The organism is Brevundimonas diminuta ATCC 11568 (assembly GCF_000204035.1).
Lineage (GTDB): Bacteria > Pseudomonadota > Alphaproteobacteria > Caulobacterales > Caulobacteraceae > Brevundimonas > Brevundimonas diminuta.
In genome coordinates this window covers 1,231,934-1,246,189 of the sequence record NZ_GL883086.1, presented here as the reverse complement: position 1 = coordinate 1,246,189, position 14,256 = coordinate 1,231,934, and the positions used below count along the sequence as shown (strand labels likewise).

Annotated in this window: 14 protein-coding genes; 2 read left to right on the top strand and 12 right to left on the bottom strand. The window is 68.0% G+C overall.

Annotated elements, in window-relative coordinates; genetic code table 11:
- Positions 1 to 22 precede the first annotated feature (22 nt).
- From BDIM_RS09935 to radA, 4 genes are all read right to left on the bottom strand, one after another.
- Positions 23 to 364, bottom strand: coding sequence for a VOC family protein (locus BDIM_RS09935; RefSeq protein WP_040345677.1), 342 nt, complete (start codon positions 362 to 364; stop codon positions 23 to 25).
- A 6-nt stretch (positions 365 to 370) separates the two neighbouring features.
- Positions 371 to 1,876 carry an amidophosphoribosyltransferase gene (gene purF / locus BDIM_RS09930; RefSeq protein WP_040345675.1) on the bottom strand — a complete coding sequence of 502 codons (1,506 nt, stop codon included), beginning with the start codon at positions 1,874 to 1,876 and terminating at the stop codon, positions 371 to 373.
- A gap of 81 nt (positions 1,877 to 1,957) precedes the next feature.
- Positions 1,958 to 2,494 carry a CvpA family protein gene (locus BDIM_RS09925; protein ID WP_003165459.1) on the bottom strand — a complete coding sequence of 179 codons (537 nt, stop codon included), beginning with the start codon at positions 2,492 to 2,494 and terminating at the stop codon, positions 1,958 to 1,960.
- 33 nt (positions 2,495 to 2,527) lie between these two features.
- A complete protein-coding gene (gene radA, locus BDIM_RS09920) occupies positions 2,528 to 3,901 on the bottom strand; it encodes a DNA repair protein RadA (protein ID WP_003165458.1) in 1,374 nt (457 codons plus the stop codon).
- 162 nt (positions 3,902 to 4,063) lie between these two features.
- On the opposite strand from radA, the gene BDIM_RS09915 reads away from it, so the two are divergent.
- Positions 4,064 to 4,681 (top strand): Yip1 family protein, encoded by a 618-nt coding sequence (locus BDIM_RS09915; RefSeq protein WP_003165457.1) that lies wholly within the window; start codon positions 4,064 to 4,066, stop codon positions 4,679 to 4,681.
- Positions 4,682 to 4,723: 42 nt separating this feature from the next.
- Here the strand turns inward: BDIM_RS09915 and alr are convergent, their stop codons facing one another.
- From alr to rpsF, 8 genes are all read right to left on the bottom strand, one after another.
- Entirely contained in the window at positions 4,724 to 5,773 is a 1,050-nt protein-coding gene (alr, locus tag BDIM_RS09910; RefSeq protein WP_040345670.1) for an alanine racemase, read from the bottom strand.
- Between the two features lie 48 nt (positions 5,774 to 5,821).
- Positions 5,822 to 7,324, bottom strand: a complete 1,503-nt coding sequence (locus tag BDIM_RS09905; protein WP_040345668.1) for a replicative DNA helicase — start codon at positions 7,322 to 7,324, stop codon at positions 5,822 to 5,824.
- A gap of 120 nt (positions 7,325 to 7,444) precedes the next feature.
- Entirely contained in the window at positions 7,445 to 7,846 is a 402-nt protein-coding gene (locus BDIM_RS09900) for a hypothetical protein (RefSeq protein ID WP_003165454.1), read from the bottom strand.
- Positions 7,847 to 7,897: 51 nt separating this feature from the next.
- Positions 7,898 to 8,275, bottom strand: a complete 378-nt coding sequence (locus BDIM_RS09895; protein WP_003165453.1) for a hypothetical protein — start codon at positions 8,273 to 8,275, stop codon at positions 7,898 to 7,900.
- 184 nt (positions 8,276 to 8,459) lie between these two features.
- Positions 8,460 to 10,868 (bottom strand): TonB-dependent receptor plug domain-containing protein, encoded by a 2,409-nt coding sequence (locus BDIM_RS09890; RefSeq protein WP_003165451.1) that lies wholly within the window; start codon positions 10,866 to 10,868, stop codon positions 8,460 to 8,462.
- 451 nt (positions 10,869 to 11,319) lie between these two features.
- Positions 11,320 to 11,904 carry a 50S ribosomal protein L9 gene (rplI, locus tag BDIM_RS09885; protein WP_003165450.1) on the bottom strand — a complete coding sequence of 195 codons (585 nt, stop codon included), beginning with the start codon at positions 11,902 to 11,904 and terminating at the stop codon, positions 11,320 to 11,322.
- 1 nt (position 11,905) lies between these two features.
- Entirely contained in the window at positions 11,906 to 12,181 is a 276-nt protein-coding gene (gene rpsR / locus BDIM_RS09880; RefSeq protein WP_003167100.1) for a 30S ribosomal protein S18, read from the bottom strand.
- An 11-nt stretch (positions 12,182 to 12,192) separates the two neighbouring features.
- The gene (rpsF, locus tag BDIM_RS09875) at positions 12,193 to 12,570 is read right to left on the bottom strand and encodes a 30S ribosomal protein S6 (RefSeq protein WP_003165448.1); all 378 of its coding nucleotides are present in this window, start codon (positions 12,568 to 12,570) and stop codon (positions 12,193 to 12,195) included.
- A gap of 245 nt (positions 12,571 to 12,815) precedes the next feature.
- On the opposite strand from rpsF, the gene BDIM_RS09870 reads away from it, so the two are divergent.
- On the top strand, positions 12,816 to 14,084 hold the full coding sequence (locus BDIM_RS09870) for an Nramp family divalent metal transporter (protein ID WP_040345665.1): 1,269 nt from the start codon (positions 12,816 to 12,818) through the stop codon (positions 14,082 to 14,084).
- Positions 14,085 to 14,256: the final 172 nt, after the last annotated feature.

The window sequence follows — 14,256 nt, the reverse complement described above, 5'->3', positions numbered from 1 at the left end:
GGCCGGACGCCGGGCGAAAGGCTCAGTAGCCCGGCGCAGGCTGCCACAGGCTGAAGCTGACGCCCTGATCGTCGCTGACCACGACCGACAGGCCGGACGGGCTCTCGGCCGGCACAGCCGAGCGGCCGCCCAGTTCGGTCACGCGGGCGCAGGCGGCGTGAATGTCGTCCACGCGGAAATAGAGATTGGGGAAGGTCTTGTGCTCGCCCTTGGTGAGGCCGAAGGCGGGGTCGGACCCGGCCACATGGGCGTAGGTCGGGCTGGACGAAGCCTCGTCGAAGCGCCAGCCGAACAGGCCCGCGTAGAAGGCGCGGGCCTTGTCGACGTCAGGGGTGTCGAGCGTGAAGTAGCCGAGCTGGATCATCCAGCCTTAAGCGGTCACCAGCAGAGAAAGTTGCTTCCCGCGCGGATCGCGGCCGCCTTCCTCGATCTCACGATCCAGCAGACGGGTCGGATAGTCGCCGGTGAAGTAGTGGTCGGTGTACTGCGGGCTGGCGGCGTTGCGCGGCCCGGCGCCCAGGGCGTCGTACAGGCCGTCGATGGACAGGAAGCCGAGGGAATCGACCTCCAGCACCGCGCGCATCTCTTCCATGCTGTGGGTGGCGGCCATCAGCTGCGACCGCTCGGGCATGTCGATGCCGTAGAAGTCTGGGAAGAGGATCTGCGGGCTGGCCGAGCGCAGGTGCACCTCCTTGGCGCCCGCCGCGCGTACGGCGCGGACCAGCTTCAGCGAGGTGGTGCCGCGCACGATGGAATCGTCGATCAGCACGACGCGCTTGCCTTCCAGGGCGGCGCGGTTGGGGCTGTGCTTCATCCGCACGCCCTTCTGACGAGCGCCCTGGCTGGGCTGGATGAAGGTGCGGCCCAGGTAGTGGCTGCGGATGATGCCCATTTCATAGGGCAGGCCGCTTTCCTGGGCGTAGCCGAGGGCGGCGGGGACGCCCGAGTCGGGCACCGGCACCACGATGTCGGCCTCGACCTTGTGCTCGCGTGCCAGGCGACGGCCCATCTCCTTGCGGACGTCATAGACCGACAGGCCGTTCACGACGGAATCGGGACGGGCGAAGTAGACGTATTCGAACAGGCAGGGGCGAGCGGCCCGCGCGGCGAAGGGCTTGATCGAGGTCAGGCCCTCCTCGTCGATGACCACGACCTCGCCGTGTTCGACGTCGCGTACGAAGGTGGCGCCGATGGTGTCCAGGGCGCAGGTCTCGGACGCCAGCACCCAGGCTTCGCCGACCTTGCCCAGCACCAGCGGACGGATGCCCAGCGGGTCGCGCGCGCCGATCATCTTGTAGCGGGTCTGGGCCACCAGGGCGTAGCCGCCCTCGATCCGGCTTAGGGCGTCGATGAAGCGGTCGACGATCTTGGCCTTACGGCTGCGAGCGATCAGGTGAAGGATGGCCTCGGAGTCCGAAGTGGACTGGAAGATCGCGCCTTCCGATACAAGTTGCGCGTGCAGGTATTTGAAATTGGTCAGGTTGCCGTTGTGGGCGATGGCGATGCCGCCCTGGTCCAGATCGGCGAACATGGGCTGGATGTTGCGCAGGAAGCTGCCGCCGGCGGTGGAGTAGCGGGTGTGGCCGATGGAGGCCTGGCCCGGCAGGCGCTTCGTCAGTTCGGCGTTGCCGAAGGCGTCGCCGACGAGGCCCTGATGGCGTTCGGTGTAGAAGCGGTCGTCGTGGACGCTGGCGATGCCGCAGGCTTCCTGGCCGCGATGCTGCAGGGCGTGCAGGCCCAGCGCGACGATGGAGGACGCCTCGTTCTCGGGCGCGCCCCAGACGCCGCAGACGCCGCATTCGAGGCGCAGCTGATCGTCTTCCGGCTCACGCCAATGCTCACGGTGAACGACGGGTTCGGCGATATGGTGGCGCATCGTCAGGCTCCGATGACCGGGGAAGGATAACTCAAAGGGCGGCGCCGCGCACGTAAGCCGCCCAGGCGTCCGGGGCAAGCCTCATTGGTCGGAAAACCCTTCGCGAACGGAAGAACCGACCACGGGGGTCAGGGCGTCGGCGCCCTTTCCAAGCGTGGGCAGCACGATCTGGATGGCGCGGGCGGCGCCTTCGCTGACCGGGGCGGTGGCGGCTTCGGACAGCCAGCGCGGCGGGTTGTCCTGCATGGCGCCCATGATGATCAGGTGCACCGCCCCGATCAGGCCTAGGGCGCGGACCAGGCCCACCAGCAGGCCTAGCGTTTGGTCCAGCACGCCCAGCGCATGGCCGCGCGCGCCCTGCGAAATGGCCGAGCCGAGAAAACGCAGGCCGAAATAGAGAAGAACGAAGACCAGCCCGACGGCCAGCACGGAGCCGGCCCAGTCGGGATCGACCAGATCGCGCCCGATCGGCGCCGTCCACGGCAGGGTGATCAACGCCAGCAGCGCCGCCAGCATGAAGCTGAACAGGGCCGTGAGCTCGCGCATGCCGCCCCGGAACCATCCGGCGGCGCCCGAGGCCAGCAGGGCCAGGATCACGAAGACGTCGTAGCTGGTCACGCGCTCTGCGGCCTCAAGGGATGGGAACGCGCCTTAGTAGCGGTTCTGGGAGATTCGCTCGACCGCGTCAGTCAGGCGGGTGACGACGGTCAGGGCGACATCGCCCTTCTTCACCTTGCCATTGGCTTGTGGCGGCGCGAGGGCGCGCTCGAAGCCCAGCTTCTTGGCCTCGCGCAGGCGGGCCTCGGCGCGGCCGACGGCGCGGACCTCGCCCGACAGGCCGATCTCGCCGAAGACGACGCAGCCCTGCGGCAAGGGCATGTCCAGCGCCGACGAGATCAGGGCGGCGGCGGCGGCCAGGTCGGCGGCGGGCTCGTTGATCCGCATACCGCCCGCGACGTTCAGATAGACGTCCTTGTCGCCGAACCCCAGACCGCAGCGAGCCTCCAGCACCGCCAGCAGCATGGCCAGACGGCCGGAGTCCCAGCCGACGACAGCTCGCCTTGGCGTGCCGTATGCAGAAGGCGCGACAAGCGCCTGTATTTCCACCAGAACAGGGCGCGATCCCTCGATCCCGGCGAAGACGGCGGCGCCGGGCGCCCGGTCCTTGCCTTCGCCCAGGAACAAGGCCGAGGGGTTGGGCACTTCGCGCAGACCGGAATCGCCCATTTCGAACACGCCGATCTCGTCGGTGGCGCCGAAACGGTTCTTGCCCGCGCGCAGGATGCGGAAGGGATAGCCGCGCTCGCCTTCGAAGCTGAGGACGGCGTCGACCATGTGCTCGACCACGCGCGGCCCGGCGATCTGGCCGTCCTTGGTGACGTGGCCGACCAGGACGATGGCGGGGCCGCCGTTCTTGGCCAGCCGCACCAGTTCCGCAGCGCAGGCGCGTACCTGGGTGATGGAGCCGGGACCGGCGTCGTGCGCGTCGCTCCATAGGGTCTGGATGGAGTCGATGATGACGATGTCGAACGGATCGCGCTTCAGCGTCGTCAGGATGTCGCGCAGGGCGGTGGCGGAGGCCAGCGACACATCGGCGTCGGCCACGCCCATGCGTTTGGCGCGGGCGCGGATCTGCTCGATCGCCTCTTCGCCCGAGATATAGGCGACCTTGGCGCCGTTGCGGGCGGCCTTGGCCGTGACTTCCAGCAGCAGGGTCGACTTGCCGACGCCGGGGTCGCCGCCTAGCAGGATGGCGGAACCCGGCACCACGCCGCCGCCGCAGACGCGGTCGAACTCGGTCACGCCGGTGACGATGCGCGGCGGCTCGGGCGTGTCGGACTGCAAAGTCTCGAACTGCACCCCGCGCCCGCGCGCGGTCGAGGCGGGCTTCATGGCGCCGGGCGGGGCCGCCTTGGATTCCTCGACCAGGGCGTTCCACTCGCCGCAGGACGAGCATTGCCCGGCCCATTTGGAATGAACCGCCCCGCAGGATTTGCAGACGAAGAGAAGAGAGTCGCGCGCCATGTGATCAGACCTAGCAGATCAGACGGGCGAGGACAGGCGGGTCGGAACGGCTTACGTCCGAAACTGTCATAGGGAGAGTGCGGGGTTGCGTCGACATCCACACAGCCGTCATTCTGACATGATAAGGCCGTGATCCGACTCAACCGCCCAGAAGGCTAACGAATGACCCTGGAAAATCCCCCCGCCGTCGATCCCTCGCTCGTCTCGCGGGTCAAATACATCCTGACACGGCCCAAGTTCGAATGGCCGGTCATCGACGCCGAAAGCGCCAGCATCAAGGGGCTGTTCACCAGCTACGCCGTCATCCTGGCGGCCATTCCGGCGGTGGCGACCATCGTGGGCCAGATCGCCTTCGGTCATCGCGGCCTGTTCGGTCCGGTGCTGGCGGGCGCGCTCAGCTATGTGCTGAGCCTGATCAGCGTCTATATTCTGGGCCTGATCATCGACGCCCTGGCGCCGACCTTCGGCGGGACCGAGAATCCGGTGAAGGCGATGCAGGTCGCCGTCTATTCCATGACCGCCGCCTGGGTGGCGGGCGTGCTGAATGTGCTGCCGATGCTGGGCTGGCTGGCGGGCCTGCTGGGCCTGTACGGCTTCTACCTGATGTATCTGGGCCTGCCGACGCTGATGAAGACCGCCGCGGACAAGGCGCTGGGCTACACCATCGTGGTGGTGGTCGCGGCCATCATCCTGAACGTCATCGTCTTCGCCATTGTCGGCGCGGTGATCGCCAGCTTCGTCATCGTCGGCGCGGGCGCCACGGCGTTCGCCCTGAGCTAAGTCTGAAGAAGGGCTGGGGCTTGCGCCTCAGCCCTTTGCTGTTCAGCCCTGATAGACGCGCGGCACGCGCGGCGTGATCGAGGTCAGCAGTTCATAGCTGATGGTGCCCGCCGCCGCCGCCGCGTCGTCGACTAGGCGATTGGCGCCGAAGATCTCCACCGGATCGCCCGCCGTGACGTCGAGGCCGGTCACGTCGACCGCCAGCACGTCCATCGACACCCGGCCGATGATCGGCCGCATCTCGCCCGCGATGAAGACCTGCCCGCGGGGGCCGTAGGAGCGCAGCACGCCGTCGGCGTAGCCCGCGCCAACGGTCGCCACGCGCATCGGCCGCTCCGCCCTATACCCTTGCGAATAGCCGACGGTTTCGCCCGCCGGCACGTCGCGCACCTGCACCGCCTGGGCGATCAGGCTGGCGACGGGGGTGATCCTGTCGTGCGGACGACCTTCCGGCCCGCCGCCGTAGAGGCAGATGCCCGGCCGCACCACGTCGAAGGCGAAGTCCGGCCCCAGGAAGCAGCCGCCCGAGTTGGCGAAGGAGCGCGTCACGCTCGGATAGCGGGTCACGGCCGCCGCATAGGCGTCGCGCTGGGCGCGGTTCATCGGGTTCGACGGCTCGTCGGCGCAGGCCAGGTGGGTCATCACCAGTTGAAGGCCCTCGAACGGTTCGGGCGCGTCCTCGACGCGGAAGCCCAGCCGGTTCATGCCGGTGTCGATCTGAAGCCCGCAGGCCCCGCCGCCCGCCGCTTGCCAGGTCTGAAGCTGGGTCGGGTGGTTGATGACGGGCCGCAGGTTGGAGGCCTTGAGCATGGCGGCCCCGTCGCCGTGGCAGCCGTCCAGAATATAGATGACCGGCTCAGGCCCGATCGCCTCGCGCAGGCGCACGCCCTCGGCCGCACGGGCGACGAAGAAGGTGCGCGCGCCCTCGGCCATCAGGCGCTGGGTCACGGCGGCGGCGCCGAGGCCGTAGCCGTCGGCCTTCACGACTGGATTGACCGGCGCGCCGCTGACGGCGCCCAGGGTGCGGTAGTTGCGGGCGAGCGCGTCCAGATCGACGTTGAGGACGGCGGGAGCGAGGACGGGGGAGGTCATGGCGACGGTTATAGGCCGCTGTTCGGGCGGCGCCACCGCTTTGACGGCCTACTCCGGAATATCCGCATAGGCGCCGCCGTAGCGGCCGTCGTGGGCCAGGTTGCCGAAACGGGTGGTGTTGGAATCGAACGCCAGCTTGACGATGCCGATGGGGCCGTGACGCTGCTTGCCGATGACCACTTCGGCCTGGTGCTGCAGGCGGTCCATGTCTTCCTGCCACTTCAGGTGTTCTTCGGTGCCTTCGCGCGGCTCGGCCCGGCCCAGGTAGTAGCTTTCGCGATAGACGAACATGACGCAGTCGGCGTCCTGTTCGATCGAGCCGGATTCCCGCAGGTCGGACAGTTGCGGCCGCTTGTCCTCGCGCTGCTCGACCTGACGCGACAACTGCGACAGGGCGATGATGGGGACGTTCAGCTCCTTGGCCAGCGCCTTCAGGCCGCCGGTGATTTCGGAGACCTCCTGCACCCGGTTCTTCTGGCTGTTCTCGCCGGTCGTCACCAGCTGCAGGTAGTCGACCACGATCAGGTCGAGGCCGTGCTCCATCCGCTTCAGCCTTCGTGCGCGCGCCGCCAGCTTCGAGATGGACAGGCCGCCGGTGGCGTCGATGTAGAGGGGGCTTTCGCCGATCTCGATAGCGGCGTCGCGGATCTTGCCGAAGTCCGAGGCGTCGATTTCGCCCTTGCGCAGCTTGTCCGAGGATACGCCCGACGCATCGGCCAGGATACGCATGGCCAGCTGTTCGGCGCTCATTTCCAGCGAGTAGAAGGCGACGACGCCGCCGTCTACGGTCTTGCGCCCGCCGTCCGGCGTCGGCTCCCAGCGATAGTTGCGCGCGACATTGAAGGCGATGTTGGTCGCCAACGCGGTCTTACCCATCGAGGGACGGCCCGCGAGGATCAGAAGGTCCGACGGGTGCAGGCCGCCCAGCTTCTGGTCCAGATCGTCCAGACGGGTGGCCAGACCGGCCAGCTTGCCCTCGCGCTGATAGGCCTCGCCCGCCATCTCGACCGCGCCGGACAGGGCGTGGGAGAAGCTGACGAAGCCCGACGACGGCTTGCCCGTCTCGGCCAAGGAATAGAGCGTCTGCTCGGCCTGTTCGATCTGTTCGTCGGCGGGCGTCTCGGGGTTGGGCGCCTCCTTGATGATCTCGCCGCCGATGCGGATCAGGTCGCGGCGCAGGGCCAGGTCATAGACGACGCGGGCGTAGTCCGGGGCGTTGGCGGCGGGCGGCGCCCGGTCCACCAGATCGGCGAGGTAACGCAGGCCGCCGAACTCCTGAAACGCCGGATCCTGCTTGAACCGCTCCATCAGGATGGTCGGCTCGGCCAGCAGGCCCTGACGGATGTGATCCTCGATCGCGTCGAACAGGCGCTGATGGAAAGGCTCGTAAAAATGGCTGCCGCGCAGACGGTCCGACAGGCGCTCGAACACGGCGTTGTCGAACATCAGCGAGCCCAGAAGGGCCTGCTCCGCCTCCAGGTTGTGGGGCATGGACGACACCTGCACGGCGTCGGGGGCGTCATAGGGCATCGGAGCGAAGGCGGCGTTCATCGGCATCATCAATACGCATAGGCGCGCCCTGCGTCAGACGCGGGCGGGGTCGTGGTCGTGGACAGTCGCCGACGCCTGTGGACGGGCGCGAAAATCCGCTGTCGGATCAGTAGGAGGTCGTCAGGCGCGGCAGGGGTAGCGCTCGGCCATCCAATCGCGAACGGCCTGGGTCACGGTAATGCGACGGCGCGATTCCGGCATGGCCTCGAAGCGTGTGACCAAGGCCTCGGGCGTGATGCCGGTGCCGGAGGCGGGGATGCAGTGCGCCGGCGTGCGGCCCGCCGAGACGGCCGAGGCCTGCTCGGCCTTGACCGTGCTGACGGCGCCGGTGACGACGCGGATCAGGCGGCGGGTGTCCGGGCGCATCATGGCCACGGCGCGGTTGCGCGGGATGTCATGACCGATCGTCAGGAACTGCTGGACGGTCATGTCAGACGACTGGGCCTGGGCCAGGGGCGCGGAGGCGAGCAGAGTCAGGGCGCCTAGCGACGCGGCGAAGAGGACGTGAACGGAACGCGGCATGGAGGGCTAGATGCGCTCGCCTGCGCCGCTGTGCAAGGGTTCGGGAGCCGATCAGGCGGGGCAGGGGTATTCCTCGGCCATCCACTCGCGCACGGCCTGATTGACGCTGATGCTGCGCCGCTGGGCCGGGATGGCGTTGAAACGGTTCAGGATCATGTCGGGCGACAGGCTGATCTTGGCGCCTTCGGGAATGCAGGTGGCGGAGCGCCGTCCCGCAGCCTTGGCGGCGACCTGATCGTCGCGCACCGCCTTGAAGGCTCCGTTCATCTCATTCATCAGCCGGCGCGTGTCCGACCGCAGCAGCGCCGTGGGATTGCGAGGGATGCGGTTGGCGGAGGTCAGGAACTCCTGCACGGTCATGGCGGCGGCCGCGCTGGGCAGGGCGGACAGCGCCAGGGCGGCGACGGCGGCGAATGTGGCGGCTTTCATGGGCTTCCCTCCCGCGAGACGGTGAAGCCTAGCGTGCAGTTTTCGACCGAACAATGACGGGCGAACGGCGTCTCTCATTAAGTTTTCGTCAGGCGCGGCGGTCCCCGCGCACGCCGCCGCGCCTGACGAGGGAGGCGCGCTCAAAGGACAGGGAGGAAGCCCCGATGCGCGCGCTCCAAGTCCATCACCACTTCACGTTCAACCGGGCGTAGCCGTAGCGGCCGTTGAACCCGAACGGCGAGTAGTAGGGGAAGCCCAGCACCCCGTTGTTGTTCAGGTTGGCGGGCACGAAGTCCGGGTATTCGTCGAAGACGTTGTCCACGCCGATCGCCAGGCCGACCCGGTCGGTGATCTGGAAGCGGCCTTCCAGGTCGATGGTGGTCTTGTCGCCGGTCGAATAGTCGTTGGCGGATGTCGAGCCGGGTTGCAGCACGCTGGCGTAATAGGTCGCTCGCGCCGTGGCGCCCCAGCGGCCCTGGCTCCAGTCGGCCGAGGCGGAGACCTTGGTGTCCGGCGTGCCCTCCTCAATGGTCAGGATGCGCTGGCGCGCGAACAGGGTCGGGACCGGGTTCAGCACCGAGGAAGAGGTCGGGGTCTTGGTCACGCTGACGTCGTTGACGTTGGCGGCGACGGTGAAGTCCCAATCGCCCGCCGTCTCGGTGCGCAGGCGATAGCGGCCGACGATGTCGACGCCTTCGGTTTCGGTCGACACCCCGTTGAGGAAGAAGCGCGCGGCCTGGACCCCCAGCGGGTCCAGCAGACTGGCGACCTGGGACGAGAAGCTGCGGTTGATCAGCTCCGACAGGACGATCTGGTTCTCGATTTCGATGCGGTAGGCGTCGACGGTCAGGTCGAAATTCCCCAGCCGGATCACGGCGCCCAGGGTGTAGTTGGTCGAGGTCTCGGCCTTCAGCGGGCGGGCGCCCAGAACCGAGGCGACCTCGCTGGTGGCGGGGAAGGTGCCGGTTTCGACGAAGCCGCCGTTCTGCACGACCGAGGAGGTCGAGGTGAAGAAGCTCTGCTGCAACGACGGGGCGCGGAAGCCGGTCGACGCCGAGCCGCGCAGGGCGAAGTTCGGGGTGAAGTCGTAGCGGGCGGCGAACTTGCCCGTCTGAGCGTCGCCGAAGTCGGAATAGTCCTCGACGCGCAGCGCGCCCTCGACCGTCAGTTTTTCGGTCAGCGGGATTTCGACGTCGGCGTACAGGGCCACGGCGTCGCGGTCCTCATCGACCGCATTCGAGGGCTGGAAGCCGGGGAAGCCCTGGGCGCCGCCGGCCAGGGCGGTGTTCGACCCCAGCGGGCCGCGGTTCCACGATTCCGGCTGGCCGGCGTCGATCTTGTAATTCTCCTTGCGGGCCTCCAGGCCCCAGGCGAAGTTCAGCGGACCGCCGTCCAGGCCGATCTCGAACTGACGCGTGAAGTCCGCGCCGAAGACCAGTTGGTCATAGGTCAGGCCGCCGGAATCGAAGCTGGTCGGGGAGGCGGCGCCATAGGTGGCGTTCAGCGAATCCTCGGTGCGGAAGTCCAGGGCGTTGCGGCCGTAGACCAGGCTGAAGTCCGCGTCCCATCCGGCCAGCGTCCCGCGCACGCCGCCGGCGGCGGAAACGTCCTGGGAATTGATGGCGATCTTGGGCAGGAAGCCGTTCGGATAGATGGACGGCACGTTGTTGGGGTTGTTCGACAGGCGCGGGAAGGCGGCGGATGAGCTGTCGCGTTCCTGATAGCCGGCCCAGCCATAGGCTTCCCAGTCGGCGTTCAGCGGCTTGCCTGCATTGGCGAAGACGCTCCACTGCTCGACCTTGGGGTCGCCGAAGCGGGCGGTGATCGCACCGTTGGCGGCGGGGCGCGGGTCGTAGTCCGAACGGTTGGTCGGGTCGCGGTCGGAGTATTCCGCCGACAGGGTCAGGAAGCCGTCCGAGCCCAGGCCGAAGCCCTGCCAGGTCGAGACGGTGACGGCGCGGCCGTCCTGCTCGTCCCGCTTGCCGCGCGCGGTCTCCACATTGGTGAAATACTGGCCGTAGGTGACGCTGGCGCCGCCGCCCTCGCGGGCTTCCTTGAGGCGCACGTTGACCACGCCGGCGATGGCGTCCGAGCCGTATTGCGCCGAGGCGCCGTCGCGCAGCACCTCGACCCGGTCCAGAGCGCCGCTGGGGATGGCGTTCAGGTCGACGGCGGCCGAGCCGCGGCCGACCGTGCCGTTGACGTTGACCAGGGCCGAGGCGTGGCGGCGCGTGCCGTTGACCAGCACCAGGGTCTGATCCGGCGACAGGCCGCGCAGGGTGGCGGGGCGGATCGAGTCCGTGCCGTCGTTGGCCGAGGGCCGCTGGAAGGTCAGGGACGGCACCGTCTGGGCCAGGGCGGCGGCGAACTCGGTCGTGCCGCGGTTCTGCAGGGTCTCGGCCGTCACCACGTCGACGGGGGCCAGGGTGTCCAGGCGCGAGCGGGCCGGGGCGCGAGTGCCCGTCACCACGATGTCGTCGACCGAGGTCGCGTCGTCAGGAACAGTTTGGGCGCTGGCGGCGCCTGCGATCAGCAGGGCGACGCCGGATACGGCGGCCAGAAGGGCGGGGCGGCGGGGAAAGCGGGAGGTCATCTCGAGAGGTCGTCTTTTCTGATTGGACGCGCGTCAGGGCTCGCCGCCGCGGAAGGGCGGACGTCAGGCGCGTCGGGAAGCGAAATTCTTAAAGCGGACGGAAACCGCAGACCGGCGGCGGGCCGGTCGTGGGGGACGGTTTCAGTGTCGCGGGCACAGACATCGCGCCGGTCGGACTGCCGGGCGATGCAGTCGGGCGTAAAGGCCGGGGCGCATCGTCATCTCCTGCCCGTCAACGGCGACGAGCCATGGCGATATTGCGGTGCGAAAACGGCGACGCCTATCGAGATTATGTGCGGGGATGTTTAGGGAAACTAAAGTGTGAGCGATATGCTCAATACCCGCTCGCCCCGGCGTCCGCCGAGCGAGCGGAACAGGGAGCGTTCAGCCCAAGAAAAAGGGGCGCTTCCTTGCGGAAACGCCCCTCGATCATCTCGCCGAAGCGACAGGATCAGGCTTCGTCGCCGAAGCCTTCCTGTTGGCCGGCGCCGCCTTCCAGCAGCTCCTGAGCGGCCTGGTCGGCGGCGTTACGCTCGTCGTCGAACTGAGCGCGGATCACGTCCTCGCCCTTCGCTTGACGCTCGGCTTCGTCGGCCGAACGGGCGATGTTGATCTTGACGGTGGCCGAGACCTCGGGGTGCAGGCGAACCAGCACTTCGTGGACGCCCAGCGTCTTGATCGCCGTGTTCAGGACGACCTGCGAGCGCTCGACCTTGCCGCCTTCGGCGCGAACGACCTCAGCGACGTCGCGGCCGGCGACCGAGCCGTACAGCTGGCCGGTTTCGCCGGCCTGACGGATCATGACGTAGCTCTGACCGTCGATCTTGTCGGCGATCTTCTGAGCTTCGGCCTTGTTCTTGTCGTTGCGGGCCTCAATGGCGGCGCGCTCGATTTCGAAGGCCTTCAGGTTGGCTTCCGTGGCCCGACGCGCCTTGTCGCGCGGCAGGAGGAAGTTGCGGGCGAAGCCGTCCTTGACAGTGACGACGTCGCCGATGGCGCCGAGGTTCTCGACGCGTTCCAGCAGAACGACCTTCATCTTACTTCACCACGTACGGCAGCAGGGCCAGGTAGCGGGCGCGCTTGATGGCCTTGGCCAGCTCGCGTTGCTTCTTGGCGGAAACGGCGGTGATGCGCGAAGGCACGATCTTGCCGCGTTCGGAGACGTAACGCTGCAGCAGCTTCACGTCCTTGTAGTCGATCTTCGGCGCGTTGGCGCCCGAGAACGGGCACACCTTGCGACGACGATAGAAGGGGCGACGGGCCGGGCCGGAGCCGGCCGGAGCGCCCGGGATGGGGGCAGTCGTATCGGTCATGATCCGGTTCCTTATTCCGAAGCCGCGGCGTCGTCGCCGCGCGGGGCGCTGCGGTCACGCTCGCGTTCACGGCGGGCCAGCAGGGGCGACAGCTCCAGGTCGAGTTCCTCGACGCGGATGGTCAGCCAGCGCAGCACGTCTTCGTTGATCGACAGCTGGCGCTCGACTTCGGCCATGGCGGCCGGCGGGCAGTCGACGGCCATCAGCGAATAGTGAGCCTTGCGGTTCTTCTTGACCCGGTAGGTCAGGTTGCGCAGACCCCAGTACTCGATCTTGGCGACGGAGCCGCCGTTTTCTTCGATCAGAGCCTTGATGGTGTCGTTCAGCGCTTCGGCCTGTTGCGCCGAGATATCCTGGCGCGTCATGACCGTGTGCTCGTAAAGAGCCATGCGGCATTCTCCCTTGGCGGACATCGGCGCGGGCGAACCGGGTAGTTCGTCCACGATGGCTCCTGACGCGGCGGACGGGAGTTTCCCGACCCTTTGACGTTCCGCAGCAGGACCGAAGCCCTGGAAAGGGCGCGCCTATACGGGAAAAACCCCGACAGGGCAAGGCGCGGCGGCCCTTGCGCCGGCGATTGGCATGGGCGCCGAAGCGCGGCACGGTTACGGTTCACGCAACCGGAGCCTTCAGGATGACGCAAACGCCGACGCCGAGGAACCGCTGGTCGCTGATCGGGCCGGGAATCGTGGTGGCGGCGACCGGGGTGGGGGCCGGCGATCTGGTCGCCACCCTGATCGCCGGATCGCGCTTCGGCTACGCCCTGCTGTGGGCCGCCGTCGTCGGGACCGTGCTGAAGATCGCCCTGGCCGAGGCCGTGGGCCGGTGGACCCTGTCCAGCGAGCGGACGATGTTCGAGGGCTGGTCCAGTCTGGGCGGCGGCTGGCTGGACGGGCGGCTGAACTGGGCCGGGCTCTATTTCGGCGTCTATGTGGTGGTCTGGGGCTTCGTCTATGGCGCGGCGGCCATGACCTCGACGGCTCTGCCGCTGGCGGCGCTGTTCCCCGTGCTGGATCTCAAGGCCTGGGGAATGCTGAGCGGGGTCGCCGGGCTGATCTTCGTCTGGTTCGGCGGCTACGGCCTGTTCGAGAAGGTGATGACGGCCTGCGTCGGGGTGATGTTCGTCACCGTCGTCGGCCTGGCCGTGATCGTCACGCCCAATCTGCCGGAGCTGCTGACCGGTCTGTGGCCGAGTCTGCCGGAAGGGTCGGCCTTCTACACCCTGGGCCTGATCGGCGGGGTGGGGGGCACCATCACCATGGCGGCCTATGGCTATTGGCTGAACGCCAAGGGCTGGAAGGGGCCGGGCTGGATGGCGGTCATGCGGCTGGACAATCGGGTTGCCTATATCGTCACCGGGGTCTTCGTGGTCGCCATGCTGATCGTCGGGGCCGAGCTGCTCTATAGCGCCGGGATCGCCTTGCAGGGCGGTGACCGGGGGCTGCTGGACCTGGACCAGGTGCTGCGCGAGCGATTCGGGCGGCCGATCTCCATCCTGTTCCTGGTCGGCTTCTGGGCCACCAGCTTCTCCAGCCTGCTGGGCGTGTGGCAGGGCGTCAGCCTGATGTTCGCCGACTTCACCGCCCATGTGCGCGGCCGCTCCGAGGATCCCCAGGCGCGCGGCGACAAGAGCCGGGCGTTCCGCGCCTACGCCCTGTGGCTGACCTTCCCGCCGATGCTGCTGCTGTTCATGGACCGGCCGTTCGGGCTGATTGTCGCATATGGGGTGCTGGGCAGCCTGTTCATGCCCTTCCTGGCGGGGACGCTTCTGTGGCTGCTGAACAGCGCCCGGACGCCGCAGGAATGGCGCAGCGGCTGGATTTCCAACCTGATGTTGGGAGCGGCGGCTCTGCTGTTCGCGGTGCTGGCGGGCAAGGAGCTGCTGGGCCTGATCCCGTCGTAGGCGGCCTATTCCTCGCAGGAGTTTCACAAAAGCCCCGGCGAACCGTCGCATTGGGCCGCTAGGCGTCGCCCTCGACCACGTGAGGTTCGGGGAAACATCGTCATGAAGCTGTCCGTCGCCTGTCTGGCCGCGTCTGTTCTGCTGGCCGCCGCGCCCTCCATGGCCCAGGTCG

Bases quoted from the DNA above. Each gene is read 5' to 3' on its own strand.
- BDIM_RS09935 (WP_040345677.1), bottom strand. From the start codon at position 364: ATGATCCAGCTCGGCTACTTCACGCTCGACACCCCTGACGTCGACAAG.
- purF (WP_040345675.1), bottom strand. From the start codon at position 1,876: ATGCGCCACCATATCGCCGAACCCGTCGTTCACCGTGAGCATTGGCGT.
- radA (WP_003165458.1), bottom strand. From the start codon at position 3,901: ATGGCGCGCGACTCTCTTCTCTTCGTCTGCAAATCCTGCGGGGCGGTT.
- BDIM_RS09915 (WP_003165457.1), top strand. From the start codon at position 4,064: ATGACCCTGGAAAATCCCCCCGCCGTCGATCCCTCGCTCGTCTCGCGG.
- alr (WP_040345670.1), bottom strand. From the start codon at position 5,773: ATGACCTCCCCCGTCCTCGCTCCCGCCGTCCTCAACGTCGATCTGGAC.
- BDIM_RS09905 (WP_040345668.1), bottom strand. From the start codon at position 7,324: ATGAACGCCGCCTTCGCTCCGATGCCCTATGACGCCCCCGACGCCGTG.
- BDIM_RS09900 (WP_003165454.1), bottom strand. From the start codon at position 7,846: ATGCCGCGTTCCGTTCACGTCCTCTTCGCCGCGTCGCTAGGCGCCCTG.
- BDIM_RS09895 (WP_003165453.1), bottom strand. From the start codon at position 8,275: ATGAAAGCCGCCACATTCGCCGCCGTCGCCGCCCTGGCGCTGTCCGCC.
- BDIM_RS09890 (WP_003165451.1), bottom strand. From the start codon at position 10,868: ATGACCTCCCGCTTTCCCCGCCGCCCCGCCCTTCTGGCCGCCGTATCC.
- rplI (WP_003165450.1), bottom strand. From the start codon at position 11,904: ATGAAGGTCGTTCTGCTGGAACGCGTCGAGAACCTCGGCGCCATCGGC.
- rpsR (WP_003167100.1), bottom strand. From the start codon at position 12,181: ATGACCGATACGACTGCCCCCATCCCGGGCGCTCCGGCCGGCTCCGGC.
- rpsF (WP_003165448.1), bottom strand. From the start codon at position 12,570: ATGGCTCTTTACGAGCACACGGTCATGACGCGCCAGGATATCTCGGCG.
- BDIM_RS09870 (WP_040345665.1), top strand. From the start codon at position 12,816: ATGACGCAAACGCCGACGCCGAGGAACCGCTGGTCGCTGATCGGGCCG.